Below are 25,072 nucleotides of genomic sequence, written 5' to 3' on the forward strand. Positions count from 1 at the left end.
GTGCGGCCTTTTTTATCAACACCTTGACGGATGAATATTCGACGGCAGCCGACATCAAGCCACGCATTTCGTGCCGATCTGCGGTCAGGAGAGTGGGTCGGACGAATCGCGGCCTTGTGATTGTTTGCGACGCGATGCTATGCAGACGCGACTGCGAACTGGGATATCGGGGGGCTTGAACGCCATGAAGATTGGCGCTTTGAAGGAGAGTTTCGAAGGCGAGGCACGGGTGGCGATCACGCCGGCATCTACCGCGCATCTTCAGAAACTGGGGCACGAGGTCTTCGTCGAAAGCGGCGCAGGCGAAGCGGCCGGATTTTCGGATGAGGACTATCGCAAGGCCGGTGCAACGGTTGCCGAAACGGCGGGCGCGCTGATCGAGGCGGTGGATGTTGTGGCCAAGGTGCGCCAGCCATCCGAATCCGAAATCGGGCAGATGCGCGAAGGTCAGACACTGATCTCGTTCTTCTACCCTGCTCAGAACGCCGAACTGCTGGAAAAGGCCAAACAGCAGGGCATCACGGCGATCGCGATGGACATGGTGCCGCGGATCAGCCGCGCGCAGAAGATGGACGCCCTGTCCTCGATGGCCAACATTGCGGGTTATCGTTCCGTGATCGAGGCCGCGAACAATTTCGGTCGGTTCTTTACCGGTCAGGTGACGGCGGCGGGCAAGGTCCCGCCGGCCAAGATCCTGGTGGTCGGCGCGGGTGTGGCGGGTCTGGCCGCCATCGGCACCGCGACCAGCCTTGGCGCGCAAGTCTACGCCTTCGACGTTCGTCCAGAAGTGGCCGAACAGATCGAGTCCATGGGCGCCGAGTTCGTCTATCTCGATTTCGAGGAACAGACCAAGGACGGTGCCGAGACGGGCGGTTATGCCGCACCGTCCAGTCCCGAATTCCGCGAAGCGCAGCTGAAAAAGTTCCGCGAGCTGGCCCCGGACATGGACGTGGTCATCACCACCGCCCTGATCCCCGGCCGCGACGCGCCGGTGCTGTGGACCAAGGACATGGTCGAGGCGATGAAGAAGGGCAGTGTCATCGTCGACCTGGCCGCCGAAAAGGGCGGCAACTGCGAACTGACCGTCGCCGACAAACGCATCGTGACCGACAATGGCGTGGTCGTCATCGGCTATACGGATTTCGCCAGCCGCATGGGCGCCCAGTCGTCCGAACTTTACGGCAACAATGTCCGTCACTTCATGGCGGACCTGACGCCGAAAAAAGACGGCGTGATCGACCACAACATGGATGACGACGTGATCCGCGGCGCCACCGTGGCGCATGATCACGACATCACCTATCCGCCGCCCAAACCCAAGGTCGCGGCGATCGCCGCGCAGAAGCCGAAGGAAAAGAAGAAGGAACTGACGCCCGAGGAACGCCGGGCGCAGGAAATCGCAGCCTTCAAGGCCGAAACCAAGTCACAGGTCACCCTGCTTGCGGCAGGCGCGATCGTGGTGCTGCTGGTCGGGCTTGTCGCCCCTGCCAGCTTCATGTCGCACTTCATCGTCTTCGTGCTGGCCTGTTTCGTGGGCTTCCGCGTGATCTGGAACGTCGCCCATTCGCTGCACACGCCGCTGATGGCGATTACCAACGCGATCAGTTCGATCATCATTCTTGGCGCGCTGATGCAGATCGGCTCGGGCTCGGCTTGGGTGCTGATCCTTGCGGCGCTGGCGGTGCTGATGGCGGGCGTTAACATTTTCGGCGGCTTCCTGGTGACGCGCCGGATGCTGGCCATGTTCCAGAAGTCGTAAGGGAGAGGGCACATGGAATACGGATTTACCACTGCCGCCTATGTGGTCGCAGCGATCCTGTTCATCCTCTCGCTTGGGGGGCTGTCGGGTCAGGAAAGCGCGAAACGCGCGATCTGGTATGGCATTGTCGGCATGGGGCTGGCCGTTCTGGCGACGCTGTTTGGTCCGGGTGCGGGCAACTGGCTGCTGTCGGTCATCATGATCGCCATCGGCGGCGGCGTCGGCTGGGTCGTTGCAAAACGCGTCCAGATGACCGAGATGCCGCAGCTGGTCGCCGCGATGCACAGCCTGGTCGGTCTGGCCGCTGTCTTCGTGGGCTTCAACGCACAGATCGAACTGGCGCGCGTCCTGCGCCTGAAGGCCGAGAACGCGGCGCATGAGTTTCAGGGTTTCGCGGCGGTCCTGGCGCACAAGACCCCGGCTGAGATCGGCATGCTGAAGATCGAGGTGTTCCTGGGTATCTTCATCGGTGCCGTGACCTTCACCGGATCGGTGGTGGCGTTCGGCAAGCTGGCCGGCAAGGTGGACGGCAAGCCGAAGAAACTGCCCGGCGGACACATGCTGAATGCCGGTGCGGTTGGTCTGTCGCTGCTGCTTGGCATTCTTTATTGCACCGGCGTCGGGCCGGGCGTGTTCTGGCTGATGCTGATCGCGCTGCTGGCGTTCTTCGTCGGCTATCACCTGATCATGGGGATCGGCGGCGCCGACATGCCCGTGGTCGTGTCGATGCTGAACAGCTATTCTGGCTGGGCCGCAGCCGCCATCGGCTTTACCCTTGGCAACGATCTGCTGATCGTTACTGGGGCGCTGGTCGGCTCGTCGGGTGCGATCCTGTCCTATATCATGTGCAAGGCGATGAACCGGCATTTTGTGAGCGTCATCCTTGGCGGTTTCGGGGGCGATACCGGACCCGCAGCCGAGATCGAGGGCGAACAGATCGCCATCGACGCGGACGGCGTGGCCTCGGCGCTGAATGACGCCGACAGCGTCGTGATCGTTCCGGGCTACGGCATGGCCGTGGCGCAGGCGCAGTCGGCGGTCAGCGAACTGACCCGCAAGCTGCGTGCTGCCGGCAAGGAGGTGCGCTTCGCCATCCATCCTGTGGCAGGCCGTCTGCCGGGCCACATGAACGTGCTGCTGGCCGAGGCGAAGGTGCCGTATGACATCGTTCTGGAAATGGACGAGATCAACGATGACTTCCCGAATACCGATGTGGTCATCATCATCGGATCGAACGACATCGTGAATCCGGCCGCGCAGGACGACCCCAACAGTCCGATCGCCGGCATGCCGGTTCTGGAAGTCTGGAAGGCCAAGCAGGTCTTTGTCAGCAAGCGCGGGCAGGGCACCGGCTATTCGGGCATCGAGAACCCGCTGTTCTTCAAAGAGAACACCCGGATGTTCTACGGCGATGCCAAGGACAGCGTGAACAAGCTGCTGCCGCTGCTGGATTGAGCACAGAAAGGGGCGCCTTCGGGGGCCCCTTTTCCTCTTCCGGATCGATTCGTGCATGGCTTGCCCGCCATCCGGGCAATGCGACTAGCAAGAAATCGTAAATACTGTATCAACGAATTCCGCAGCCATCAGCTTGCCAACAGGCTTGCGTCGCTGCCTTTCCCCGCGCTGAGATGAGATTGTTAACAATTCAGCAGGGGCGGAAAAATGAATCACGCAGATTATGTTCATATCAGCGGCGGCGATCCGTCGCTGTATAATGAGGATCTGGCGCCAGTCCCGCACGAGCGGCGAAACTGGGGCAGTTTCGAGATCTTCAACGTCTGGAACAACGATATTCAAAGCCTGTTTGGCTATACTCTAGCGGCATCGCTGTTCCTGTCATACGGGCTGAATGGTTGGCTGACTTTCGCCGCAATCGTGGTGGCCGGGCTTCTGGTGATGTGGCTGGTGAACCTGTCGGGGCGCCCGTCTGTCCGCTACGGTATTCCATATGCGGTCATGGCGCGTTCGGCGATGGGTGTGAAGGGCGCGCGGTTTCCCGCACTTGTGCGCGGGATCGTCGCGATCTTCTGGTATGGCGTGCAGACCTATTTCGCCTCGACCGCCGTTGCGCTGGCAATCCATGCGCTGTTCGGGATCGAACATGGGGCAGGGGGCTTTCTGGGACTGACCGGGATCGACTGGATCGCTTATATCATCGTCGCCGGATTCCAGATCGGACTGTTCCTGATGGGCATCGAATGGGTCGGCAAGTTCCTGAACTGGGCCGGCCCCTTCGTCTATGTGGTGATGATCGCCCTTGCGCTGATGATCTGGTGGAAGGCCGGCAACGGTATCTTCTCTGAGATCGGGGTGATTTTTCAGGGCGATGAAACGGAAGGTCAGGTCATTTCCGGATTTGTCGCGGTCGTCGGCACAATGGTCGCTTATTTCGCCGCGGTGGTCATCAATTTCGGCGATTTCTCGCGCTTTGTGAAGACCGAGGAGCAGATGCGGGCCGGCAATTTCTGGGGGCTGCCGGTGTCGATGGCGTTCTTCAGCTTTATCGCGCTGTTCATCACCGCAGGCGCGGTCGTGCTGTTCGGTGAGCGACTGACCGATCCTACAGCCATCGTCGAACGCGTGGACAGCCTTGCGCTGACGCTGATTGCGGCGGTGACATTCTTCGCCGCGACCGTCGGGATCAACCTGGTCGCCAACTTCATTCCGGCGGCCTATGACATCGCGAACATGTCGCCCTCGACCATCAGCGCCCGGACCGGCGGCATCATCACGGCCGCGATCGCCTTTGTGATCGGTGCATTGTGGGTGTCGCTGATTTCGACCATCGGGATTGCCGGGTTCGTGGACACGCTGGGGGCGATTCTGGCGCCGCTCTACGGGATCCTGATCGCGGACTATTATGTGGTTCAGAAGCGACACTTGGTCATAGATCAGCTTTTCACCGAAGACCCGGCAGGCCGGTATTACTATGATGGCGGCTGGAACATGCGCGCGATCGCAGCGGTGGGACTTGCGGCCCTGTTTTCGATCGGGACCGTCTGGCTTCCGGCGCTGCAGGCCCTTTCGGGCTTTGGCTGGCTGATCGGCGCGGTACTGGGCGGGGTGCTGTACATCGTGCTGTGCGGCCGAAGATAAAGGAGACTGGCGTGGGCCCGGCAACCGAACATCCCTTGCGCTATGCGCTGGTGAATGAACTTCATGCCCGGCCCTCGCCCCGTCTGGGGGCGCCATCGACCTGTGCTTTCGTCGCCTTCAAGGAACCCCGGGACGCCGTGAACCGTGATCGCGGTCGCGATGTGGCCCATCTGGAACAGTTGACCGGCCGTCACGGCGCGCCGCGGCCCGACCCCGACGAAAGCCACTATCAGGGCCAGTTGGGACGGCACGAACTGAAATGGGAAAGCCATACCGAGTTCGTGACCTACATGGCCACCACCCCCGGTCTGCCCGCGCGCGCCTTCGATCCATCGGCGGCCGCGATATTTCCGGATGAATGGCAACAGGCGGCGCCGGGCAAGCGGGTGGCGGCGGTGCTGGTCCAGATCGACCTTCTGCCAGAGGATCCGCAAGAGGTTCTGGACAGGATTGGTGACTGGTTCGCGCGCGACAGCCTGACCGCCGTCTGGGTGCTTGATGAGACGGCGATGATCGCAGGAGATTTCCGCATCGACGCGGATGGCTGGATGCGCTTTGCGCTGTTTGTCAGGCCGGACACCGGTTCCGGCAGGATCGGGCGGATTGTCCATCGGGTCGTCGAACTGGAGACCTATCGCGCCATGTCGATGCTGGGGCTTGGGCGCGCGCGCAGCCTGTCGCGCCGCCTCAACGAGTTAGAGCCGCGCCTGTCCGCGATCGTCGATGGAATGACCGAGGACAGGCCCGCGGATGCACTGCTGCAGGAACTGCTGTCGGTCTCGGCCGAGTTGGAGGCGCAGGCGGTCCAGCATTCCTTCAGATTCGGAGCCACGGCGGCCTATGAAGCCATCGTGATGGATCGGATCAGTGCACTGCGCGAGACGCGCTTCATGGGGCGGCAGATGCTGACCGAATTCATGCGCCGCCGGTATCAACCTGCGATGCGGACGGTCAAATCGAATGAAACGCGCCTGAAGACAATGGTCGAACGCGCCGCCCGCGCGGGCGAGTTGCTGCGCACCAGGGTCGATGTCGAACGATCCGCGCAGAACCAGGATCTGCTGGAACGAATGGACCGCAGGGCCGATCTGCAACTGCGACTGCAGCATACCGTCGAGGGTTTGTCAGTCGTCGCGATCAGCTATTACGCGGTCGGGCTGCTTTCCTATGCCTTGTCGCCGCTTGCCCATGCCATCGGTCTGGACAAGTCCTACCTGATAGCCGGGATGACGCCCGTTGCGGTGCTGCTGGTCTGGTGGGCCATGCGGCAAGTGCGACGGCGGCTTCAGCAGCCCGGCGAACGCGGGCATTTGTGACTTGCGGGTTGCGTTTGCGAACGCGATAACGCGGGCAGGGGACTTGCAAGGGAAAGCAGCGATGCGGCGATATCTCGGGCTTCTGGCTGTGTTGACCCTATCGGCATGCGGCGTGCCTTTCGTGCCGTTCATCTGAACCATATGGAGATGCGGATTTGTCGAGGAAACTGACGATGTATGGGTTGGCCCATTGTTCGACCTGTCAGAAGGCCCAGGCCGCCCTGCAGGACCACGGCTGGTCGGTCGAATTTCGCGATGTCCAGAAAGAGCCGTTGTCCCAGGAAGAACGGACAAGGCTGGTGGCCGAGTTCGGCGACAAGATCATCAACCGCGCCAGCCTGACGTGGCGCGGCATGTCCGAACAGGAACGTCTGGCTGATCCCGTCGTCATGATGGGCGAGAAGCCCAGTGTGATGAAGCGGCCGGCGATCATGGCAGACGACCTGCGGCTGCTTGGCTGGACCGCGAATGTCAAACGTGCGCTGGACGTGCCGGCCTGACGCCCGACGCGCCGATCACAGCTTTCGGTTGGCCAGCGACGCCAACAGGGGCCGGACGGGAGACAGATCATAGCCTGCGCCTGTCGCGGTCTCCAGGATTTCGGTTTCGGGACGCTTGCTGGCCTGACTTAGTGCCCACAGAACCGTGCAGCGGTGACCCGAGCGGCAATAGGCAATCACCGGCGCATGTCCGGCGGACGCGGCGCTGAAATCGGTTATCAGTTCAGGCGTGATCTGGCCGGGATGGAACGGCAGATAGTGATACTGCATCCCGGCTGCCTCGGCCGCCTTCGCCATCACCTCGTGATCGCAATCGGCACCGACCTCCTGATCGGGGCGATTGTTGATCAGAACCTTGAAGCCTGCCGCAGCCAGATCGGCCACGTCCTCGGGCCTGATCTGCGCGGATACCGCAAGATTGGGGCTGAGTTGACGCAGATCCATGACGACCCTTTCGTTGTCGAATGCGACTGCCCCAGTGCCGTCATTGCGATCGTTATGTCAAGTTTGCGACCCGCGTGCTGAGAAAAAAGTCGCGGGGTTGCCCAGGATTCAGTCAATCGATCACCGATCACGATATTGGCGTCTTATCGCAACGCTTCGGCTTCGATCAGGCGGGGAAGTCCTTCGAAATCACCGAAAGATTCCCGAAATATCAGATTTTCCAAGGGGATTTGTCGGTAACCTCGATCATAGATCAGGAACGGGACCGGCACGGCGGCTGCACAGGCCGCATCGAACTCGCTGTCGCCCACATAGATTGCCTTCGGGGTTTCCGGGTCGGCGCCAAGCGCCGCAAGGGCGGCACGCAACGGCGCGGGATCGGGCTTTTTCTCGGGCATGGAATCGCCGCCGATGATGGTTGCGAACATTCTGTCGATCCCGAAATGCTCCAGTATCGCCCGTGTCGGTCCAAGCGGCTTGTTCGTGCAGATCCCCAGCGGATGCCCGCGATCCGCCAGTTGCCCCAACGCCTCTGGCACCCCGGGAAACATTCGCGTCAGCGAAGTTGCCGTGTGGTATCGGGTCATGAACGACGCGACCAGATCGCGCTGGTGGGACGGATCGACTCCGGTCGCCGCGACGACCTTGGTCCACAGCACGTCCACACCGCCGCCGATGAAACTGCGCACACGGTCGAGGCTGAGAGGCGCAATCTGGTTTTGGCGAAGCACCGCGTTCACGCAAGCATGGATGTCGGGCGCGCTATCGATCAGTGTGCCGTCAAGATCGAAAACGACCGGGCAGGGCGCCATACAGACATTCATGCAGCTTTCCACTTTATTGAACAACCCATCGAAGGCGTCTGATTTTCTGGACCTTTCCCGGTTTCGGCGATTTCAAGCATCGCCTCTAGCAGTTCGCGGCGCGCGTCCTGAGGGCCGGCAGTTCTGGCCGATGAATCGAACCGTCCTCGATACTGCAGTTGACCGGCGGCGTTGTAGCCGAAGAAATCCGGGGTGCATTCCGCACCATAGGCCTGTGCGACAGCCTGCGTTTCGTCATAGAGATACGGAAAGGTAAAGCCGTGACGATCGGCTTCGGTCTTCATGTGCTCGGGTCCATCCTGAGGATAATCCGCGACATCGTTCGCCGAGATGGCGACGACGCCGATGCCGGCGGCCTGCATCTCTTTCGCGTCGCGAACGATCCGGTCGATGATCGACTGGACATAGGGGCAATGGTTGCAGATGAACATGATCAAAGTGCCGTTCGGACCGGTGACATCCTCCAGGCAGTAGCTGCGTCCATCCGTGCCGGGCAGGATGAAATCATGCCAAGGCGCGCCGAAATCGCACACGGGTGGTGAAACGGCCATGTGATCCTCCTTCATGCTGTTCGGGCGATCTTGGGGAAGCCCGGAAGCCGGGACAAGTCTGTAAATGGTCGCAGGGTTAATCTTGATCGGCCCGGAACACGAAGGCATCTCCGTCGCGGATTACCTTGCCGATTCCACCGTCGGGAAGGTGATAGCCGATGATCACTGATCCTGATTCTGCTAGCTGATTCAAAACCTTCTGACGCGTTTCCGCACCTTTTTCTGGGTTTTGATCGCTGCCCGACGGCAGCCATGGACGCTGAAAGCCCAAATGCGGCGTGGTGACCACATCACCGGCGACGAATGCCTTGCCGGCAAGGTCGAAACTTGTATGGCCCGGCGTATGTCCGGGGGTCAGAATGGCCTTGATGCCGCTTGCGACCTCGTCACCGTCCTCGAAGGTTTCAAGCCGGTCACCAAGCGTCTCGATCCGCCGCCGCGCACCCGCAACGAAGCTTTGCCGAGACGGATCAATGCTTTCCATTGTTGCTGGAGCCATCCAGTAATCACGTTCGACACGATTTATCAGGTGGCGTGCGTTGCTAAACAGCGGCTCATCGAAATCATCCAGAACGCCCCAGATATGGTCGGGATGCGCGTGAGTGAAGACAACATGCGTGATCTGATCGGCTGAGATTCCGACAGCATCCAGCGCTTCGGAAAGCTTGCCTGCGCTTGGCATGAAATCGGGCCCCGAACCTGCATCGAACAGGATCAGATCTTCGCCGCGGCGCATCAGCGTCAGGTTCAGCGGAGAATCGTAGCTGTCGCCGTCAAGCCCGGCGCTTGTCAGGATGTCGTTGACCTCGTCGCGACTGACGCTCTCCGGTATCAGGAAATCCATGGGCAATACCAGTTTGCCGTCGGAAAGCGTTTGAATCGAGAATCCGTCGAACTCCGCCTCGGTGATTGCCCAGGCACGGGAACCAACAAGTCCGAGCGCGGCAACACAGTGAAGAAGATGGCGGCGGGTCAGGTTTTTCATAGGGGTCCTCCAGTAGGACACATGCTAACATAAGGATATGATGCCGGCATACCGCATTTATGTTCCATAATACTGATTATTACGCTTATAGATCGCCTTGGTTTTGCAGCTTCTATCGCTGAGTTCGCCGCCTTGATCCGACACTCCCCTTGTGCAGCGAAGTTCGCCATGCTGACCCAAGGCCTCTTGTGCGCATCTCAAGGCTCGGAACCGTTGGGCCGCTTCAGGCGTCATCTTCCCAGTGATCTTTTCCTCAGGACCGACGAAAACAAGGAACATCTCATGCGTACTATGACCTCTATACTTGTTGGCGGCATGCTGTTTGTGATTGCTGCCTGTGGAAACAATGCCACGGAACGTGCCGCCACAGGCGGTTTGGGTGGCGCCGTTGTCGCGGGACCTGCTGGCGCCGTCGTCGGTGGTACGGTCGGTGCCGCGACCGCGGAATAAGCCCATCAGTTGGCCGCTGTGGTGGCGCATCGTCGCGGCGGCCATTCTTCCGTGACCTTGCGGCGCTTTCCTGCATCCCCTACATCTGGCGAGGAACCAGGAAGGACTATGCCATGGCGATGGAAGCTCATGACATTGAAATGCTGATCCGTCGGGCGTTCCCCGACGCCGTGATCACGATCACCGATCTGGCCGGCGATGGGAACCACTACGCGGCCGAGGTCATCGACGAGAGTTTTCGCGGCAAGAACCGGGTGCAACAGCAGCGTGCCGTCTATGCCGCCTTGCAAGGCAAGATGGATGGCCCCGCAGGCGAACTTCACGCTCTTGCCCTGACGACCAAGGCGCCTGACTGATCAGACGCCCGACCTGCAACAAGATGACATCGACCCGCCCATGGCGGGTTTCCGACCGAAAGGACCGACCAGATGAGCGATGTGAAGACCCGGATCCAGGATATGGTGGATGCCGCAGATGTCGTGCTGTTCATGAAGGGTACGAAGGAAATGCCGCAATGCGGGTTTTCCAGCCGCGTGGCCGGCGTTCTGAACTATATGGGCGTCGACTACCGCGACGTGAACGTGCTGTCTGACGAGGAAATACGGCAAGGTATCAAGGATTATTCCGACTGGCCGACGATCCCGCAACTGTATGTCGCCGGCGAGTTTGTCGGCGGTTGCGACATCATCACGGAAATGACCCTGTCCGGAGAGCTGGACCAGCTGTTCGATCAGAAGAAGGTCGCCTACGACAAGGCGGCAGCCGAGAAGATCCGCGAAGCCAACGCCTGATTTTATGGGGCTTTGACAACCTAACGCAATACGCGGCCGGGCACCCTGCCCGGCCGTTTGCATTGCCCGCAGGGGCAACCTGAGATGCCCGCGCTTTCTGCTTTGACCTGTGTCGGAAAGCCTCCTAACCTGCTGCCTCATAAGCAATCAGGGAGGAAAAAATGACGCTTCGCAGCAAGTTGGTGGCCGCCGCCGCCGTGGTGACGCTTGGCGCCGTGCCGTTCGCGGCAGGGGCACAGCAATTCATCAACATCCTGACCGGCGGAACCTCGGGCGTCTACTATCCGGTCGGCGGCGCACTGTCCAAGATCTACACGGACGGCATCCCCGATGCGAAGGTTCAGGTCCAGTCCACCAAGGCCAGCGTCGAAAACCTGAACCTGTTGCAGCAGGGCAAGGGCGAGATCGGGATCGCCCTTGGTGATTCGGTCAAGTTCGCGGCCGAAGGCAACCCCGAGGCTGGCTTTCCGCAACCACTGGAGAATTTGCGCGGAATATCCGCAATGTATCCCAATTTCATCCAGATCGTCGCCAGCGAGGAGTCCGGCATCAAGACGCTGGACGATCTGCGTGGCAAAGCCCTGTCCGTGGGGGCGCCGAAATCGGGGACCGAGCTGAACGCACGCGCGATCCTGCAGGCGGCTGGCATGGCCTATGACGATCTGGGCAAGGTCGAGTATCTGCCCTTCGCGGAATCTGTCGAACTGATGAAGAACCGTCAGCTTGATGCGACGTTGCAATCGGCGGGTCTTGGCGTCGCATCGTTGAAGGATCTGTCCACGTCGATCCCGATCACGGTCGTCTCGGTCCCGGAAGACATCGCCTCGACGCTGGGGGCACCCTATGTCGCCGAAACGATCCCCGCGAACACCTATGACGGCCAGACCGAAGATGTCCCGACCGTTGCCGTGATCAATTTTCTGATCAGTTCGACCGAGGTCAGCGATGACACGGCCTATCAGATGACCAAGCTGATGTACGAGAACCTGGATGAGTTGAAGGCCGCGCATGCCGCCACTGCCAGCATCGATGTCAAGAACGCGCTGACCGGAATGCCGGTGCCGGTCCATCCCGGCGCAAAGCGCTACTATGATGAGGTCGGCGTCAGCGCCGAATAATCTGGCACATCTGCCGCCAGTGTCGGGGGCCGGGATCACGCATCCCGGCCCGCCTGGACAACATCGGATGACATCATGACCGACCTGCGCCACCCTGCCCCCGTCGGCGATGCCGATCTGACGATCCGTGATCCTTTGGCCGAGAGCTTTCCCGAAGGACGGGAAGGCCGTGCCCTGTTCTGGATTGCCGTGGCATTCTCGCTGTACCAGATCGCGATCGCCGCCCATCTGGTGACCCTCAGCAGTCAGATCCAGCGGGCCCTGCATCTGGGCTTTCTGATGTTGCTTTGCTTTCCGCTGCTGGCGGCGCTGCGCGGGCGTGGTCGGATGGGCAAGCTGTTGTCCTGGGCGCTGGCGGGACTTGGCGTGGTGGTCGCGGGATATCAGTGGGTCGAATATGTCCCTCTGATGATGCGTTCCGGGATGCTGAACCAGTGGGATGTCGTGATCGGCGTGCTGGCGCTGATCACCACATTCGGCGCGGCCTATGTCGTGATGGGGCCGGCGCTGCCGATCGTTGCCGGGCTGTTTCTGGTCTATGCGCTGTTCGGACAGTATTTCCCCGGACCACTTGTGACGCGCGGGTATGATTTCGCCCAGGTGGTCGAACAGATGTCCTTCGGGACCGAGGGCATCTATGGCACGCCGCTGTATGTCAGCGCGACTTACATCTTCCTGTTCATCCTGTTCGGCTCTTTTCTTGAAAAGGCCGGCATGATCCGGTTGTTCACCGATGTCAGTCTGGGCTTGGTCGGGCACCGCATGGGCGGCGCAGCCAAGGTCAGCGTCGTCAGTTCGGGCATGATGGGCACGATCTCGGGTTCGGGCGTGGCCAATGTCGTGACCACCGGACAGTTCACGATCCCGCTGATGAAAAGTTTCGGCTATCGATCCGCATTCGCTGGCGGGGTCGAGGCCACATCGTCGATGGGCGGCCAGATCATGCCGCCCGTGATGGGCGCGGTCGCCTTCATCATGGCCGAGACGCTTGGCGTCGCCTATGTCGAGGTCGTCCGTGCCGCGATCATTCCCGCGATCCTCTATTTCGCCAGCGCCTTCTGGATGGTCCATCTTGAGGCGGGTCGCCGCGATCTGCGCGGCATGTCCAAAGAGGATCTGCCATCGGCTCGCAAGGCGCTGCGCGAACGCTGGTATCTGATCCTTCCTTTGGCAGTGCTGGTCTATCTGCTGTTCTCGGGCTACACGCCGCTGTTTGCGGGCACCGTTGGCCTCGGACTGACCATCATGCTGATCCTTGGCGCCTCGGCCGCGCTGGGATTGCCGGGAACGGTGCTGAAGACGATCTTCTGGATCGGACTTGGGCTTGTTGCGGCCAGTTTCCTGCGCTTTGGCAATACCGCGCTATGGGGCGGGATTGCCGCGTTGCTGGTCTGGAACATGATCTATTCGGGCGGGCGCAAGACGATCTGGCAGGTCATCGAAAGCCTGGCCGAAGGGGCCAAGACCGCCCTGCCCGTCGGCGTTGCCTGTGCGCTTGTCGGCGTCATCATCGGCACCATGACTCTGACCGGGGCCGCGAATACCTTTGGCCTGTATATCGTGTCGGTCGGCCAGAACAGCCTGATCCTGTCGCTGATCCTGACGATGATCACCTGCATCGTTCTGGGCATGGGTATCCCGACGATCCCGAACTATATCATCACCTCGACCATCGCGGCGCCTGCCCTGCTGGAGTTGGGTGTGCCGCTGATCGTCAGCCACATGTTCGTGTTCTATTTCGGGATCCTGGCCGACCTGACCCCGCCCGTCGCACTGGCCTGTTTTGCCGCCGCGCCGATCGCGAAAGAGAACGGGCTGAAAATCAGCTTCGAGGCACTGAAGGTGGCCGCCGCCGGTTTCGTGATTCCCTATATGGCGGTCTATACGCCCGCCCTGATGCTGCAGGATGGAGGCCCGCTGGCGCAGGCCATCGGATATTCTGCAGCCGTCGCATATATCGTAGCGAAATGTGTGATCGCCATTGGTCTGTGGGGCATCGCCGTGATCGGCTGGCTGGGGCAAAGACTGCCGATCCGGCAACGGGTGTTGGCCGCGGTCGCCGCATTCACGCTGATCGCCGCGCTACCGCTGACGGACGAGATCGGCCTGGCGCTTACGGCGCTGTTCGTCGGTCTATGGTGGCTGCGGACGCGTCGCTCATGAGCACTTGCCTTCTGGCCGGCGCCGTGGCCCTGTCCCTGAGCGCGCGAAATTTCACATTGGAATGGACACATTCGATCGAGCATGTGGTCTGGCGCGAATTCTGGCGGGTCGAAACAGACCGGCTGGTTCTGACTGGTGCCGCGATAAAAGGGTCTGGTGCCGGCATGGAACCTGGGCCGGACGCCGTGCTGCGCGATGGTTGGTGGGTCTGGACGCCCGATCTTGCGCCGCAGCGCGAACTGCTGTTGGCCGCCAGCGGGGCGACGGGCGGCGGCTGGCGGATCTGTGACGGCGCGCGGACCTGCCACGAATTGGGCGAGGCTTCGGGTGAAGCCATTTCTTTGCGCCCCTGTCCAGCAAGCGCAGATGACTAGATCGGATCAGGGTTACGAAAAGCTGACAAAGGTTTAATTGCCTTAGCATATGCGGAATGTGATGCTGCTTGCATTATGACCGACTCAAAGCTCCGCTTCGTCATCATCGAAAAGGACAGCTTCATCGCCCACGACATGCAAAGTGGGCTGCAGGCTGCCGTGCCCGGTTGCGATACCAGATGCCTGCCAAATGTCAGCGATGTCGTCGAGCAGCTTCCGTCGGCGGCGGCCGATGCGCGCACGGTGCTTATCACCAAGCTGTCGCTGTCACAGCTTGAGGAAACCGGCCTGTCTTACCTGGCGCAGCAACGTGGCGCTGAGATCGTGGTACGGCTTGGTGAAGATCCCAAAGAAGAAATTGCCCGACGAGGCTGGTTCAGCCTTCAATCACCGTTCACTTGGGACGATCTTGCCGATCTGGTAGGCGCTCTGTCGTCGCGCAGCGTGACGATGTAGCCGGGCAACCCGTCCAGAAAAGGGGATGCGCGCTTTTGCGCATCCCCTGTTTGATTGGCGCTTACAGGAAATCGTCGAAATTGTCGTCCGAACGACGCTTCTCCTGCAGCTTTGCTGCAAGAGTGATGCCAATGGCAAACGCTCCGATCAGCTTAGCCATGCTGCCTGCGTTGCTTTCGGAGGCACGTGTTACACGCTTGTGCGCATCGGCCACCTTTTCGGCATCCAGCCCGACATTCTCGGTACGTTTGCGGACAAACCCGTGGACCGCCCTTTCGGCGCGGTTCGCGGTGTCCTTGGACCGAAAGCCGACGCGGTCCATTAGCGAATGCACCTTGTTCTCGGCCATATCGGCGACGCGCAGCGCCTCGGATTGTGCTCGGCCAACAGCAGCATCGGTTGCCAAGCTGACCCTGGCCTCGACCTCACGGCGCAGGTCTTCGCCTGTCGGCATCGTGTGCTTGGGCTTCGAGGCTACCAGCAGGATAATGATGCCGATCAGAGCGAAACCGCCGCCGACGGAAAGCGATGCCAAGGTTGCACCCCAGCCAACACCATAGGCCAGCCAAGACCATAGGGCGGCAATCAGGAAGCCTACCGCGACGGCAAGAACCACCCCCGCAACAACCTTGAGAACAGAGCGCCGGGCGATATCACCCAGCGCTAGTTGCAGTCTTTGCGCGTAGTCGAACATTCCAGGATCCTAGCGCCGTGCCAGAATCAGCCCGACCAGAAAGCCCACGCCAGCGGCAATGCCAAGCGACTGGGCGGGGTTGCGGCGCACCATTTCGGACAGTTCATCATACCGATCTTCGGCGTAATGCGCGACCTCATCGGCCGTCCGCTGACCCTTCGCATACAGGCGATCTGCCTCGGCGCGTGCGCGCTCGGCGTATTCCTCACCCTTCTCGCGCGCCTGATCGGCATAATGCCGTCCGGTCTCAAGCGCATTTTCTGCCAACTCGGAACCACGCTGACGCAGCTTGTCGGTACCTGAGTTGTCGGCCAGATCACGGGCGGTGTCACGGACGTCGTCGGCGATCTTGCGGGCGCCGTCACGCAGATCGTCACGTGCCTCGCGAGCGGCGGATTCGGCGTCACGCCGAAGTTGTTCGGCGCTAGGGTTCGATTGAGCCATGGAAATATCCTTTCCGAAGGTCGAAGTTGCGTTTCATGTGGAAAACCCGCGGCGATACCGCTTCGTTCCACTGCAACGAAGAAAATTGCACAGCCGGAACAGAAACGTCGGCTTCAGGAACCAGCTAGCTTGCGGCTGGCAAGAACGACTACCTTGGAGAGCGGATCGGTCGCATGCTCGGCCTGTTGTGCATACATCAGCAGCACCCCCGCCCCCAGCTCGGGTGACATTTCCCGTGCAATCAGATCGGCGATGTCCTGGCGAGACTGGCATGAACTGGAAAGGCTGGCGAGGAACTGCAGCGCGGCCGCATCCAGTATCGTCATTTCCGGCTCCATCCGAAGCGGTGGCACATCGCCTGCCCACGTAAAATTCCGCATCGCGGCGCGGCACCCAGGCGTTCCTGAGCGCCTGAAGCTATTATAGCAGCCACTTTAGCAGATGAAGACCTGCCCTTTTCAGTAGGCAGGGTTGCCTATTGCGCGACTTTCCGCCGCACCGCACAGCGTGAAGCGGCATCCGGGCACAGACCGGGTCTGCAAATCACCCTAAATGATCTTGGGGAATGGTACCGCCTCCCCGGCTTGAACGGGGGACCTCTGGATCCACAATCCAGCGCTCTAACCAACTGAGCTAAGGCGGCACGGGAGCGTTCTGTAAACCGGCCCGGATCAGGTTGCAAGCCCGACTTGCCGTGAATTTCCCCACAGGATACAGAAAGCGTCAGCGAAAGCGAGGACAGCGAACGTGAGCATCAATAGCGAAAGCAATATCTCCGCCAACCTGCAGGTCGGCCCCACCGATCAGGGCATGGTGCGGATCTATGTCGAGGCAGAGGGCGTCGATCTGCCGCTGGACTTCGATCCTGACGAGGCAGTCGAGATCGCCGAAGAACTGATGGCCGCCGCCGAGGCCGTGCGACAGATCCGCAGCAAATCAGACAAGCCTAAGAAACCGCGCCGCTAAACGCTTCGGGATCGTTCTGCATCTGCAGTCTCAGGGCGGCGATGCGCGCAATGTCACGGATCAGGCGGTTGCGCCGGGCACCGGCAAGCCGGGTCTCTGGCGCCATCCGCACAATTTCGGCCCCATAGGGATCTGCCATGATCAGCCCGCTGTTGTCAGGCAGAAGTTCGGTCGGAAAATCGGCATCGACAGCCCAGAAATAGCGATCGCACCAATCAAGATAGCCTTGCCATTTTCGGTCCGATGTAAAATCGGCACGGCTGCTTTTGCATTCGATGATCCAGACTTCGGATCTGGGACCGATGCTGATCAGATCGACCCTCAGACCGCGACGTGGAACGAACTCGGTCACCGCAGCGTGGTTCATGCTGTGCAGCAGCCGCGACACGCCGCGCGCCAGGCGTTGCCCGGGCATGTCCGGAGAGATGTCATGGGGCTCTGTCGGGTCAATGGTCTGCATCGCGAAAGACTAGAACGAAGCGGCAACATTGCGCAAGGGCGCCGGCTTCCCGATTCTTGAACACATGACTTGAAAGCACGGCAACTGCGCCCTATCTGTCAGCGGTGGCGGGTTTCTGCTCTGCTCGCGAGCGGCCATTTTTCCACTGGCCTATAACTTTTCCGAGGGGGCTGGCTCTGTCGAGGCCCTGGTCTCGTTACCTGGCACCCACCTGGTACTCCAGGCTTTCGGGAAATCTCGCGCTGCCGCGGCTGCTGCGGTTCCCGCCACTTCCATCACCGCCCTGCCCCGTGGCAGCGGCGGTTTTTGCGTATCCGTCACATGGTAGACATGAAAAAGGGCGGGTATGAACCCGCCCTTCCAGAGAGACAATTGATCCGGTTGGGATCAGAAGCCGTAGACCACAGCAACACCAAGGGTGTTGTCGGTGCGGATCTCGCGGTTTTCCTGATATTCGGTCGTGTAGCTGACGCGGGTTGCCAGCTGATCAGACATCTTGAAGTTCAGGCCCAGCTCGTTGGTGATGACGTCATCGGCATCGCTGGAACCCAGGTAGTCGGTGTCGTTGGTCACGAACATCATGTCGTTGATGCGGTGATACAGACGCGACGACGCGATGTAACCGGTTTCGGTTTCCGAATCGTCGTCGATATACTGCTGACCCGTCTGGGTGTAGCGAACGCCAACACCGGCCTGAACACGCCAGGTCGTGCTGTCGTTGTTGATGATGCGGTAGCCCGGACCGAAGCCAAGGAAGCCATCGCGACGCAGGTCGGTCAGTTCGTCGGCGACGTCAGCGGGGGTTTCCGAACCCTCGGCCTCACCGTCGACCAAGCTGTCGATTTCGAACCGGCCCAGAGCGAAGGCATAGAAGCGGTCGTTGAAGTAGTACTGCGCGTCATAGATCGCGCTGACTTCTTCCTTGTCCTTGTCACCGGTTTCGTTTTCCCCGAACTCGATGGCCAGGCCGACCGACTGGGCGAAAGGTGCCTGATTGTAGGACACGCGGCCAGCAATCGCCAGATCCTGCGATTCCGAGTTACCGGTCGAACCGCTGTACTGCAACGACATCGAACCGAACAGGCCCTGACGACGATCGCTCGGACCGAAGCGATCGGGGTCAGACGAGCGGTCGAAGTCGTCGGTCACATCGTCTTCGATGTCAGTGATGCGATCGTCGATCGCGGCAACACCGGTCGCATTCGCGCCGGTTGCCATTTCGGTCTGGGCGAAAGCCGGAACCGACAGGGCGGCCAGAATTGCGGCGGTGCCGGTCAGCAGCGTAACTTTTTTCATTTTATCCTCACGAGCTGAGTTTCGTTGTCCTGACCCGTTTCCGGTGCCAGAGCATCTCTGCTGAACATGAATTAGTATTGCCCGCCGCCGGTTCATAGGCGGTCGAAGGACATCAAGGGATGCCGAAAATGTGAGGAGTCATGATGCGGTGATAGGGTGGCGAAAAAATGCCGAAATATAACCGTGACCGCAAAATGTGGAACCAAACTATTTTACGCTCAACTGCGGTTTCTAAAACGAAAATCCGCCATAGATGCGCCCGAAATCAGGAGCTGACCCGTCCGGAACATCGAAATATTTCCGTGACTGCCTATAAGTTAAGCAAGTAACAACGGCGACGCGTGTCGTGTTCCTGTTGCATATTCAGCACGAGGTGGATGAATTCTGCCGCAGGTTGAAGTGCCGTGTCGGTCATCTGCGCGCGCACGCCTGCTGAGAAGAAGGTCTAAGGCGGTTCAGAAAGATCCCGGTGCCGCCGCATGGCGGGGGCGAATCGGCAAGCCGCATCACGGCGATTCCGAACTGCACGGCTGCAAACACGATCATGTTGAGGATGATAAGCGTGATTCCGGCAAGCCAACCGTCCCTGCTGCCCAGCACCAGATGCCGCAGGCCACCCACATCCAGCAGCAACAGCAGCGCGACGAACACGACCGACAGCCCAAGCCCTGCAAGCGCGCTGAAGATGTAAAGGCGAACAAGGCGCGGCATTGAAGAACCCGGAGTTGGCAGCATGATTGCTGCCTCTACCTTACCCGATCCCGCGAAGGAGTGAACAGCTTAGTTTGATGCTTTCGCGAAATCGTCCGGGCGCAACTGCCGCGCGACATGATCCAACACGGCATTCACGAATTTCGGCTCTTTGCCTTCGGTAAAGAAGGCTTCGGCCAACTGGACATATTCCGTAATCACCACGCGCGACGGTGTTCGCGGTGTCACAAGCTCTGCCCCGGCAGCACGGAACAGCGCCCGCAACACCGGGTCGATCCGGTCTATCGGCCATTTGGCGACCAGCCCGCGATCTGTGGCCTGGTCGATTTTCGACTGCCAGGTGACCGCATCACCGACAATCCGTTCAAACAACGCCTCGTCCGCCTCGGGCGATACGCCCTCGGCCTCTTCGGCACCGATGCGATAGGTCCGGAATTCTTTCAGGACGCGATCGGCGGATTGTCCCGCGGATTCCATCTGAAATAGCGCCTGAACGGCATAAAGCCGTGCGGCGCGGCTGAGTGTGCGGCGATCGCTGCGTGGGGTCGCCCCCTTGTCGGCATTTCCGCTCATGACCGGTCCTGCCCTTCCAGCTGTCCCGCAAGGCGGATCAGATCCGGATCACCGGGAGGGTTCGGGCTGCGATGCCCCGACCATTTACGCGACAGCGCCACCAGATGCAGCGCCGCGGCGGCCGCGCCGCCACCTTTGTTCTGTCCGGTCGGATCGGCCCGCACTTCGGCCTGGGCGACATTCTCGACCGTCAGGATGCCATTCCCGATGCAGACCCCCTGCAACCCCAGCAGTGTCAGTGCGCGCGAACTGTCATTGCAGACCGTATCATAATGGGTCGTTTCGCCCCGGATCACACAGCCAAGCGCCACGAACCCATGATAATTCGCCTGTCGTGCAGCGATGCCGATGGCCGTCGGAATTTCCAGCGCGCCCGGCACCTCGACCACATCCAACGCCGCGCCCGCCTGTTGTGCGGTGCCACGCACACCTTGCAACAGCGCGTCCGCGATATCCTTGTAGTAGGGCGCGACCACCGCCAGCAGGCGAACCGGCTGTTCGAAGCGTGGCAGATCAAGCTGATGGTGCTGGGTGTTCGATGCCATGCGCTCAGTCCTTTGGAATAGGCCGCGTGGAATGGATCGAAAGCCCGTAGGCGTCAAGCCCCACCACCTTCACAGGGGCGGAATTCGTCAGCAGCACCAGTTCAGACAGTCCCAGAGCCGACAGGATCTGCGCCCCCAGACCATATTGACGCAAGGTATGCGGCCCGACCTCGCCCGGCGAGGCGACGGCATTTGTCAGGTCACGGATCAGCACCACGACGCCCCTGCCCTCTTTCGCGATTTCGGCCATCGCCGCGGGCAGGCTGCCGGCGTCCTCGCGACCGATTCCCAGAACGTCGTGCAGCGGATCCAGCGCATGCATGCGGACCAGAACCGGACCTTGCGCAGTCAGATCGCCCTTGGTCAGCACGATATGTTCGGCTCCCTGCGTCTCGTCGGCGAAGACCCGCATCATCCAGTCGCCACCATGCAAAGAGTTGACGGCGCGCTGGCTGCGTTCGGCAATCAGGTTGTCGTGGCGGCGGCGATAACGGATCAGATCGCTGATCGTGCCGATCTTCAATCCGTGCTTCTGCGCGAATGCCACCAGGTCAGGCAGCCGCGCCATGCTGCCATCCTCGTTCATGATCTCGCAGATCACGCCTGACGGGTTCAGCCCCGCGAGCCGCGAAATATCGACCGCTGCCTCGGTGTGGCCCGCACGAACCAGCACGCCCCCATCGCGGGCGCGAAGCGGGAAGATGTGGCCGGGGGTGGCGATGTCGGCCGCGCCCTTGCCGGGATCGATGGCGACACTGACCGTGCGCGCCCGGTCATGCGCGCTGATGCCGGTTGTGACGCCTTCGCGCGCCTCGATCGACATGGTGAACGCCGTTTCGTGACGACTGGAATTCTTCGGGCTCATCAGCGTCAGGCCCAACGCATCGATGCGATCACCCGGCAGCGACAGACATATCAGGCCACGGCCATGCGTCGCCATGAAGTTGATTGCATCCGGGGTCGCCATCTGCGCCGGAATGACCAGATCGCCTTCATTCTCGCGATCTTCGTGATCGACGAGGATGAACATGCGACCGTTGCGGGCATCCTCGATGATCTCCTCGATCGACGAGATGGCCTCTCCAAGATCGCTTTCGACCGGGCCGGGTTCTTCATACTGCATGTTGGTTCCCCTGGAAATTCGATGTGCTGTCCGTGACTTCCGCCGGTGGCGCCCGGTCGGGGCCCGCCCATTTGCGGTTCAGGTGCACGCTGCGCTCCACCTCAGTGATCTGTCATTCCGGCCTCAGCCAATCGCGCGACATAGCGTGCCAGCGTATCGATCTCGAGGTTGACGGAATCGCCCTCGGCTACCTCGCCCCAAGTCGTCACCTGGCGGGTATGCGGGATCAGGTTCACGCCAAAGCGGTTGCCCGACACCTCGTTCACCGTGAGTGACGTGCCATTCAAGGCGACCGAGCCTTTCTGCGCGACGAAACGCGCCAGCTCAGTCGAAACTTCGAATGTCAGGCGCAGGCTGTCCCCCTCGGTCATCATGTTGACGATCCGCGCCACGCCGTCGACATGACCGCTGACGATATGTCCGCCCAGCTCGTCGCCGACCTTCAATGCACGTTCAAGATTAAGCTGTTTGCCGACGGCCCATCCATTCGCACCGATATTCGTCTTTGCGATCGTTTCGGCCGAAATATCGACATCGAACCAGTCCGCGCCCTTTGAAATCACGGTCAGGCACACGCCGTCGCAGGCGATCGAGGCACCCAGATCGACAGTCGTCATGTCATATCCGCAGCCGATGCGGGCACGCATGTCGCCGCGCATCTCGACAGCGCGGACGGTTCCGATATCCGTGATGATCCCGGTGAACATCCCCGAACCCCCAATTCCTTGTTGCGGTTGACCTAGGACATCGCCCGCGCCCGCGCAAGCGTCGCAGATGCGGACCAAACCGTCCAAACCATGAAGCTGCACGCGAAAATTGTGGAAATCGTAACACTTGCATGCGATGAGATGCGAAACCGTCAGAACCGCGTTTCAGGATGCTTCACCAGACCGTGCCCGTTGGAACCCAGAAGAACGATGATCCGCCTTCGGATCGCGTCTTCCTGCTGCTTCAGGGACCGCACGGCCCGTTCTTCGATCAGCTGGGACGGCTGCTGCGCGATGCTGGCGCCTCGGTCTGGCGCTGTGGCTTCAACGCAGGTGACGAATTTTTCTGGTCCGACAAGGCGCATTACATTCGTCATGAAGGCTCGATGCAGGATTGGCCGGCGCATCTGGACAGGATCCTTGTCGAAAAGGGCGTAACGGATATCGTGCTTTACGGCGATGTGCGCCCGATCCACGACATCGCCCGCAGCGCCACACAGGACGATGACCTGCGCCTGCATGTCTTCGAGGAAGGCTATCTTCGCCCCTATTGGATCAGCTATGAACGCGGCGGATCAAACGGGCATTCGCCGATGCTTCGGATTCCGCTGTCGCAGATGCGCGCCGCGTTGCGTGACTCGGGCAACGAGATACACCGCCCGCCGGCCCATTGGGGGGACATGCGTCACCACAAGTTCTATGGTGCCTTGTATCATTTTCTGGTGCTTGTCGCGAATGGCGGCTATCGCCGGTATCAGGGGCACCGTGCGATATCGGTCGCGCAGGAATTCCGGCTGAATCTGCGGCGTTTCCTGATGTCGCCGCTGTATAACCTGACGACACGATTGCAATGGCGCAAATGCAGGCTGGCGGGATGGCCGTATTCGCTGGTTCCGATGCAGCTTGAACACGATTCGAATTTCCTTGGCCATTCTGCGTTCAGCAGCAACGCGCAGTTCATCGACACGGTGGTCGCAGAGTTCGCCAGGTCGGCGCCTCGCCACCATCATCTGATTTTCAAGGCCCATCCGCTTGAGGATGGGCGTGCGGGGAATCGCAGTTCGGTCCGGGCTGCCGCGGCAAGGTTCGGGGTCGCCGGTCGCGTGCACTATCTGCGCGGCGGCAAGCTGGCAGCACAGCTTGCCCATGCGAAATCGGTGATCACCGTGAACTCGACGGCGGCACAGCAGGCGCTGTGGCGCGGCATTCCCGTGAAGGCGCTGGGGCGCGCGATCTACGCCAAACCGGGCATCATCGCAGACCAGTCGCTGGCCGATTTCTTCGCCGACCCGCAACCTCCCGATCCCGGCGCGTATCGGGTGTTGCGCGACTATCTTCTGCAGACCAGCCAGATCCCCGGCGGATTTTATTCCCAGCGGTCGCGCGCGCACGCCTTGCGGCTTGTCGCGGACCTGATCCTGCAGGCCGAAGATCCGTACGAGGCGCTCGCTCAGGGGCGTGTCGCACATCGGCACCAGATATTCGATCTTGGAGCCTGAGATCGCACGAAATGGTGGTGCCGCCGGGTCTCTGCGGCTAGATTGGGCACGAAAACCAGATCATAACCTGGCATGAGAATAACGGGAGTTTCAGAGGTGACAGTCTTTTCTTCACGGGCCGGCGTCCTGCGCCTGAGCATGCTTGCGGCGCTGGTCGTTCTTAGCGCCTGCGGATTGCCACGCTCGGGGCCGAACAAGAATGAAATCTACGCCGGTGCTGTCGAGCGCGGCGGAAACGCCCATGTGATCTATGTCAACGATCATGTGACACGTGCGACGAACTTTGCGCCGACCTACGGTTTCTCGAACAGTTTCCTTCGCGCAGGACAGGTCGGCGCCGACGAAATCCGCTCCGGCGACGTTCTGGGGCTGTCGATCTGGGAAAACGTCGATGATGGCCTGCTGACAGCGCTTGGGTCCAGTTCGACCGCCCTGACCGAAATTCAGGTGGACAGTGCCGGTTATATCTTCGTCCCCTATGCGGGTCGCATCCGTGCCGCCGGAAACAGCCCCGAACAACTGCGCCAGATCATCACGGACCGGCTTAGCGCACAGACCCCCGACCCGCAGGTGACTGTCAGCCGCGTCGCAGGAAACGGTGCGACGGTCTCGGTCCTGGGCAAGGTGATGGCACAGGGCGTGTATCCCATCGAACGGCCCACACGGTCGCTGTCGGCGATGCTGGCACGCGCCGGCGGCGTCTCGGTGGAACCCGAGGTGGCAGTTGTCACCGTCAAGCGCGGCAACCAGCAGGGCAAGGTCTGGTTGACGGATCTTTACGGCAGCAGGTCCAACGACATCGCGTTGCGTCCCGGCGACATCGTCCTGGTTGAGGAAGATCAACGCAGCTTCACCGCGTTGGGCGCATTGGGCGGACAGACGCGGGTGCCGCTGGGGAACGAAGCCATCAACGGGGTGGAAGCAATCGCGATGGTTGGCGGCCTCAGTTCGGCTTTGGCAGATCCGACCGGGGTCTTCGTGCTGCGCGATGAGCCTGAATCGGTGGCCAGCAATGTGTTGGGCAAGCCGGTGAACGGCATGCAGCGGATCGCGTATGTGCTGGATCTGACACGTCCAAACGGGCTGTTTCTGGCGCGCGATTTCCTTATCCGTGACGGCGACACCGTCTATGTGACCGAAGCGCCTTACGTCCAGTTCTCGAAAGTCCTGGCCGCTGTCACGGGCAGCGCAGATTCGGCAGACTCGCTGACCTCGATCGGCGATTAG

29 protein-coding genes, 1 tRNA gene and 1 other RNA gene are annotated in these 25,072 nt (G+C 60.8%); 15 read left to right on the forward strand and 16 right to left on the reverse strand.

Going from position 1 to position 25,072, the window contains the following annotated elements:
• Nucleotides 1-184: 184 nt before the first annotated feature.
• The 5 genes from MU516_RS04910 (at nucleotide 185) to MU516_RS04930 (ending at nucleotide 6,671) form a co-directional block, all read left to right on the forward strand.
• Nucleotides 185-1,759, forward strand: coding sequence for a Re/Si-specific NAD(P)(+) transhydrogenase subunit alpha (locus MU516_RS04910; protein WP_260276101.1), 1,575 nt, complete (start codon nucleotides 185-187; stop codon nucleotides 1,757-1,759).
• A 12-nt stretch (nucleotides 1,760-1,771) separates the two neighbouring features.
• Nucleotides 1,772-3,214, forward strand: coding sequence for an NAD(P)(+) transhydrogenase (Re/Si-specific) subunit beta (locus MU516_RS04915; protein ID WP_209055183.1), 1,443 nt, complete (start codon nucleotides 1,772-1,774; stop codon nucleotides 3,212-3,214).
• 207 nt (nucleotides 3,215-3,421) lie between these two features.
• Complete coding sequence (locus tag MU516_RS04920; protein ID WP_260276104.1) at nucleotides 3,422-4,855, forward strand: NCS1 family nucleobase:cation symporter-1; 1,434 nt, start codon at nucleotides 3,422-3,424, stop codon at nucleotides 4,853-4,855.
• An 11-nt stretch (nucleotides 4,856-4,866) separates the two neighbouring features.
• Nucleotides 4,867-6,171 (forward strand): DUF3422 family protein, encoded by a 1,305-nt coding sequence (locus MU516_RS04925; protein WP_260276105.1) that lies wholly within the window; start codon nucleotides 4,867-4,869, stop codon nucleotides 6,169-6,171.
• A 173-nt stretch (nucleotides 6,172-6,344) separates the two neighbouring features.
• A complete protein-coding gene (locus tag MU516_RS04930) occupies nucleotides 6,345-6,671 on the forward strand; it encodes an arsenate reductase family protein (protein ID WP_260276106.1) in 327 nt (108 codons plus the stop codon).
• Nucleotides 6,672-6,686: 15 nt separating this feature from the next.
• Here the strand turns inward: MU516_RS04930 and MU516_RS04935 are convergent, their stop codons facing one another.
• From MU516_RS04935 to MU516_RS04955, 5 genes are all read right to left on the reverse strand, one after another.
• On the reverse strand, nucleotides 6,687-7,115 hold the full coding sequence (locus tag MU516_RS04935; protein WP_260276108.1) for a protein tyrosine phosphatase family protein: 429 nt from the start codon (nucleotides 7,113-7,115) through the stop codon (nucleotides 6,687-6,689).
• A gap of 143 nt (nucleotides 7,116-7,258) precedes the next feature.
• Nucleotides 7,259-7,939, reverse strand: coding sequence for a phosphoglycolate phosphatase (gene gph, locus MU516_RS04940; RefSeq protein ID WP_260276110.1), 681 nt, complete (start codon nucleotides 7,937-7,939; stop codon nucleotides 7,259-7,261).
• Nucleotides 7,936-8,490, reverse strand: a complete 555-nt coding sequence (locus MU516_RS04945; protein WP_260276111.1) for a thioredoxin family protein — start codon at nucleotides 8,488-8,490, stop codon at nucleotides 7,936-7,938. Before MU516_RS04945 ends, gph begins: the two co-directional genes overlap by 4 nt.
• A gap of 76 nt (nucleotides 8,491-8,566) precedes the next feature.
• On the reverse strand, nucleotides 8,567-9,475 hold the full coding sequence (locus MU516_RS04950) for an MBL fold metallo-hydrolase (protein ID WP_260276112.1): 909 nt from the start codon (nucleotides 9,473-9,475) through the stop codon (nucleotides 8,567-8,569).
• 57 nt (nucleotides 9,476-9,532) lie between these two features.
• On the reverse strand, nucleotides 9,533-9,970 hold the full coding sequence (locus MU516_RS04955) for a hypothetical protein (protein WP_260276114.1): 438 nt from the start codon (nucleotides 9,968-9,970) through the stop codon (nucleotides 9,533-9,535).
• A 68-nt stretch (nucleotides 9,971-10,038) separates the two neighbouring features.
• Between MU516_RS04955 and MU516_RS04960 the strand changes: the two genes are divergently transcribed.
• The 6 genes from MU516_RS04960 to MU516_RS04985 all read left to right on the forward strand — a co-directional run bounded on the left by MU516_RS04960 (nucleotide 10,039) and on the right by MU516_RS04985 (nucleotide 14,827).
• A complete protein-coding gene (locus tag MU516_RS04960) occupies nucleotides 10,039-10,281 on the forward strand; it encodes a BolA/IbaG family iron-sulfur metabolism protein (protein ID WP_260276116.1) in 243 nt (80 codons plus the stop codon).
• A gap of 72 nt (nucleotides 10,282-10,353) precedes the next feature.
• On the forward strand, nucleotides 10,354-10,716 hold the full coding sequence (gene grxD / locus MU516_RS04965; protein WP_260276118.1) for a Grx4 family monothiol glutaredoxin: 363 nt from the start codon (nucleotides 10,354-10,356) through the stop codon (nucleotides 10,714-10,716).
• Between the two features lie 161 nt (nucleotides 10,717-10,877).
• Complete coding sequence (locus tag MU516_RS04970; protein WP_260276119.1) at nucleotides 10,878-11,834, forward strand: TAXI family TRAP transporter solute-binding subunit; 957 nt, start codon at nucleotides 10,878-10,880, stop codon at nucleotides 11,832-11,834.
• Between the two features lie 75 nt (nucleotides 11,835-11,909).
• Nucleotides 11,910-13,997 (forward strand): TRAP transporter permease, encoded by a 2,088-nt coding sequence (locus MU516_RS04975; protein ID WP_260276121.1) that lies wholly within the window; start codon nucleotides 11,910-11,912, stop codon nucleotides 13,995-13,997.
• Nucleotides 13,994-14,371 (forward strand): DUF1850 domain-containing protein, encoded by a 378-nt coding sequence (locus MU516_RS04980; RefSeq protein ID WP_260276123.1) that lies wholly within the window; start codon nucleotides 13,994-13,996, stop codon nucleotides 14,369-14,371. The genes MU516_RS04975 and MU516_RS04980 overlap by 4 nt, the downstream gene beginning before the upstream one ends.
• 75 nt (nucleotides 14,372-14,446) lie before the next feature.
• Entirely contained in the window at nucleotides 14,447-14,827 is a 381-nt protein-coding gene (locus MU516_RS04985; RefSeq protein WP_260276124.1) for a hypothetical protein, read from the forward strand.
• Nucleotides 14,828-14,888: 61 nt separating this feature from the next.
• On the opposite strand, the gene MU516_RS04990 is transcribed toward MU516_RS04985, so the two are convergent.
• The 4 genes from MU516_RS04990 to MU516_RS05005 all read right to left on the reverse strand — a co-directional run bounded on the left by MU516_RS04990 (nucleotide 14,889) and on the right by MU516_RS05005 (nucleotide 16,608).
• Nucleotides 14,889-15,521, reverse strand: coding sequence for a phage holin family protein (locus MU516_RS04990; protein ID WP_260276126.1), 633 nt, complete (start codon nucleotides 15,519-15,521; stop codon nucleotides 14,889-14,891).
• Nucleotides 15,522-15,530: 9 nt separating this feature from the next.
• Entirely contained in the window at nucleotides 15,531-15,965 is a 435-nt protein-coding gene (locus MU516_RS04995) for an ElaB/YgaM/YqjD family protein (protein ID WP_260276128.1), read from the reverse strand.
• 113 nt (nucleotides 15,966-16,078) lie between these two features.
• Complete coding sequence (locus MU516_RS05000) at nucleotides 16,079-16,291, reverse strand: hypothetical protein (RefSeq protein ID WP_260276130.1); 213 nt, start codon at nucleotides 16,289-16,291, stop codon at nucleotides 16,079-16,081.
• A gap of 240 nt (nucleotides 16,292-16,531) precedes the next feature.
• A tRNA-His gene (locus MU516_RS05005) sits at nucleotides 16,532-16,608 on the reverse strand.
• A 104-nt stretch (nucleotides 16,609-16,712) separates the two neighbouring features.
• On the opposite strand from MU516_RS05005, the gene MU516_RS05010 reads away from it, so the two are divergent.
• Complete coding sequence (locus MU516_RS05010) at nucleotides 16,713-16,931, forward strand: DUF6324 family protein (protein WP_209055200.1); 219 nt, start codon at nucleotides 16,713-16,715, stop codon at nucleotides 16,929-16,931.
• On the opposite strand, the gene MU516_RS05015 is transcribed toward MU516_RS05010, so the two are convergent.
• On the reverse strand, nucleotides 16,912-17,346 hold the full coding sequence (locus tag MU516_RS05015) for an MmcB family DNA repair protein (RefSeq protein WP_260276132.1): 435 nt from the start codon (nucleotides 17,344-17,346) through the stop codon (nucleotides 16,912-16,914). The two genes, MU516_RS05010 and MU516_RS05015, sit on opposite strands and share 20 nt — an antisense overlap.
• Before the next feature lie 154 nt (nucleotides 17,347-17,500).
• Here MU516_RS05015 and ssrS point away from each other — a divergent pair.
• A non-coding RNA gene (gene ssrS / locus MU516_RS05020) (6S RNA) lies at nucleotides 17,501-17,658 on the forward strand.
• Between the two features lie 120 nt (nucleotides 17,659-17,778).
• Here ssrS and MU516_RS05025 read toward each other — a convergent pair.
• From MU516_RS05025 to MU516_RS05050, 6 genes are all read right to left on the reverse strand, one after another.
• Nucleotides 17,779-18,687: a DUF481 domain-containing protein gene (locus MU516_RS05025; protein ID WP_260276133.1), complete on the reverse strand. Its 909-nt coding sequence runs from the start codon at nucleotides 18,685-18,687 to the stop codon at nucleotides 17,779-17,781.
• Nucleotides 18,688-19,098: 411 nt separating this feature from the next.
• Nucleotides 19,099-19,398 (reverse strand): hypothetical protein, encoded by a 300-nt coding sequence (locus MU516_RS05030; protein WP_260276134.1) that lies wholly within the window; start codon nucleotides 19,396-19,398, stop codon nucleotides 19,099-19,101.
• A gap of 69 nt (nucleotides 19,399-19,467) precedes the next feature.
• Entirely contained in the window at nucleotides 19,468-19,971 is a 504-nt protein-coding gene (gene nusB / locus MU516_RS05035) for a transcription antitermination factor NusB (RefSeq protein ID WP_260276135.1), read from the reverse strand.
• Nucleotides 19,968-20,516, reverse strand: coding sequence for a 6,7-dimethyl-8-ribityllumazine synthase (locus MU516_RS05040; protein WP_260276136.1), 549 nt, complete (start codon nucleotides 20,514-20,516; stop codon nucleotides 19,968-19,970). The genes nusB and MU516_RS05040 overlap by 4 nt, the downstream gene beginning before the upstream one ends.
• A 4-nt stretch (nucleotides 20,517-20,520) precedes the next feature.
• On the reverse strand, nucleotides 20,521-21,639 hold the full coding sequence (ribB, locus tag MU516_RS05045; RefSeq protein WP_260276137.1) for a 3,4-dihydroxy-2-butanone-4-phosphate synthase: 1,119 nt from the start codon (nucleotides 21,637-21,639) through the stop codon (nucleotides 20,521-20,523).
• A gap of 101 nt (nucleotides 21,640-21,740) precedes the next feature.
• Nucleotides 21,741-22,346, reverse strand: a complete 606-nt coding sequence (locus tag MU516_RS05050) for a riboflavin synthase (protein WP_260276138.1) — start codon at nucleotides 22,344-22,346, stop codon at nucleotides 21,741-21,743.
• A 170-nt stretch (nucleotides 22,347-22,516) separates the two neighbouring features.
• On the opposite strand from MU516_RS05050, the gene MU516_RS05055 reads away from it, so the two are divergent.
• Entirely contained in the window at nucleotides 22,517-23,845 is a 1,329-nt protein-coding gene (locus MU516_RS05055) for a capsule biosynthesis protein (protein WP_260276139.1), read from the forward strand.
• 72 nt (nucleotides 23,846-23,917) lie between these two features.
• The gene (locus MU516_RS05060) at nucleotides 23,918-25,072 is read left to right on the forward strand and encodes a polysaccharide biosynthesis/export family protein (RefSeq protein WP_486651768.1); all 1,155 of its coding nucleotides are present in this window, start codon (nucleotides 23,918-23,920) and stop codon (nucleotides 25,070-25,072) included.

Origin of the sequence: Paracoccus maritimus (genome assembly GCF_025195095.1) — a bacterium.
Taxonomy (GTDB): domain Bacteria; phylum Pseudomonadota; class Alphaproteobacteria; order Rhodobacterales; family Rhodobacteraceae; genus Paracoccus; species Paracoccus maritimus.

What these genes read in the sequence shown, in the direction of transcription:
- MU516_RS04910 (WP_260276101.1), top strand. Translation starts at nt 185, where the DNA reads ATGAAGATTGGCGCTTTGAAGGAGAGTTTCGAAGGCGAGGCACGGGTG.
- MU516_RS04915 (WP_209055183.1), top strand. Translation starts at nt 1,772, where the DNA reads ATGGAATACGGATTTACCACTGCCGCCTATGTGGTCGCAGCGATCCTG.
- MU516_RS04920 (WP_260276104.1), top strand. Translation starts at nt 3,422, where the DNA reads ATGAATCACGCAGATTATGTTCATATCAGCGGCGGCGATCCGTCGCTG.
- MU516_RS04930 (WP_260276106.1), top strand. Translation starts at nt 6,345, where the DNA reads ATGTATGGGTTGGCCCATTGTTCGACCTGTCAGAAGGCCCAGGCCGCC.
- MU516_RS04935 (WP_260276108.1), bottom strand. Translation starts at nt 7,115, where the DNA reads ATGGATCTGCGTCAACTCAGCCCCAATCTTGCGGTATCCGCGCAGATC.
- gph (WP_260276110.1), bottom strand. Translation starts at nt 7,939, where the DNA reads ATGAATGTCTGTATGGCGCCCTGCCCGGTCGTTTTCGATCTTGACGGC.
- MU516_RS04945 (WP_260276111.1), bottom strand. Translation starts at nt 8,490, where the DNA reads ATGGCCGTTTCACCACCCGTGTGCGATTTCGGCGCGCCTTGGCATGAT.
- MU516_RS04950 (WP_260276112.1), bottom strand. Translation starts at nt 9,475, where the DNA reads ATGAAAAACCTGACCCGCCGCCATCTTCTTCACTGTGTTGCCGCGCTC.
- MU516_RS04955 (WP_260276114.1), bottom strand. Translation starts at nt 9,970, where the DNA reads ATGGCCGCCGCGACGATGCGCCACCACAGCGGCCAACTGATGGGCTTA.
- MU516_RS04960 (WP_260276116.1), top strand. Translation starts at nt 10,039, where the DNA reads ATGGCGATGGAAGCTCATGACATTGAAATGCTGATCCGTCGGGCGTTC.
- grxD (WP_260276118.1), top strand. Translation starts at nt 10,354, where the DNA reads ATGAGCGATGTGAAGACCCGGATCCAGGATATGGTGGATGCCGCAGAT.
- MU516_RS04970 (WP_260276119.1), top strand. Translation starts at nt 10,878, where the DNA reads ATGACGCTTCGCAGCAAGTTGGTGGCCGCCGCCGCCGTGGTGACGCTT.
- MU516_RS04975 (WP_260276121.1), top strand. Translation starts at nt 11,910, where the DNA reads ATGACCGACCTGCGCCACCCTGCCCCCGTCGGCGATGCCGATCTGACG.
- MU516_RS04980 (WP_260276123.1), top strand. Translation starts at nt 13,994, where the DNA reads ATGAGCACTTGCCTTCTGGCCGGCGCCGTGGCCCTGTCCCTGAGCGCG.
- MU516_RS04985 (WP_260276124.1), top strand. Translation starts at nt 14,447, where the DNA reads ATGACCGACTCAAAGCTCCGCTTCGTCATCATCGAAAAGGACAGCTTC.
- MU516_RS04990 (WP_260276126.1), bottom strand. Translation starts at nt 15,521, where the DNA reads ATGTTCGACTACGCGCAAAGACTGCAACTAGCGCTGGGTGATATCGCC.
- MU516_RS04995 (WP_260276128.1), bottom strand. Translation starts at nt 15,965, where the DNA reads ATGGCTCAATCGAACCCTAGCGCCGAACAACTTCGGCGTGACGCCGAA.
- MU516_RS05000 (WP_260276130.1), bottom strand. Translation starts at nt 16,291, where the DNA reads ATGACGATACTGGATGCGGCCGCGCTGCAGTTCCTCGCCAGCCTTTCC.
- MU516_RS05015 (WP_260276132.1), bottom strand. Translation starts at nt 17,346, where the DNA reads ATGCCCGGGCAACGCCTGGCGCGCGGCGTGTCGCGGCTGCTGCACAGC.
- MU516_RS05025 (WP_260276133.1), bottom strand. Translation starts at nt 18,687, where the DNA reads ATGAAAAAAGTTACGCTGCTGACCGGCACCGCCGCAATTCTGGCCGCC.
- MU516_RS05030 (WP_260276134.1), bottom strand. Translation starts at nt 19,398, where the DNA reads ATGCCGCGCCTTGTTCGCCTTTACATCTTCAGCGCGCTTGCAGGGCTT.
- nusB (WP_260276135.1), bottom strand. Translation starts at nt 19,971, where the DNA reads ATGAGCGGAAATGCCGACAAGGGGGCGACCCCACGCAGCGATCGCCGC.
- MU516_RS05040 (WP_260276136.1), bottom strand. Translation starts at nt 20,516, where the DNA reads ATGGCATCGAACACCCAGCACCATCAGCTTGATCTGCCACGCTTCGAA.
- ribB (WP_260276137.1), bottom strand. Translation starts at nt 21,639, where the DNA reads ATGCAGTATGAAGAACCCGGCCCGGTCGAAAGCGATCTTGGAGAGGCC.
- MU516_RS05050 (WP_260276138.1), bottom strand. Translation starts at nt 22,346, where the DNA reads ATGTTCACCGGGATCATCACGGATATCGGAACCGTCCGCGCTGTCGAG.
- MU516_RS05055 (WP_260276139.1), top strand. Translation starts at nt 22,517, where the DNA reads ATGCTTCACCAGACCGTGCCCGTTGGAACCCAGAAGAACGATGATCCG.
- MU516_RS05060 (WP_486651768.1), top strand. Translation starts at nt 23,918, where the DNA reads ATGAGAATAACGGGAGTTTCAGAGGTGACAGTCTTTTCTTCACGGGCC.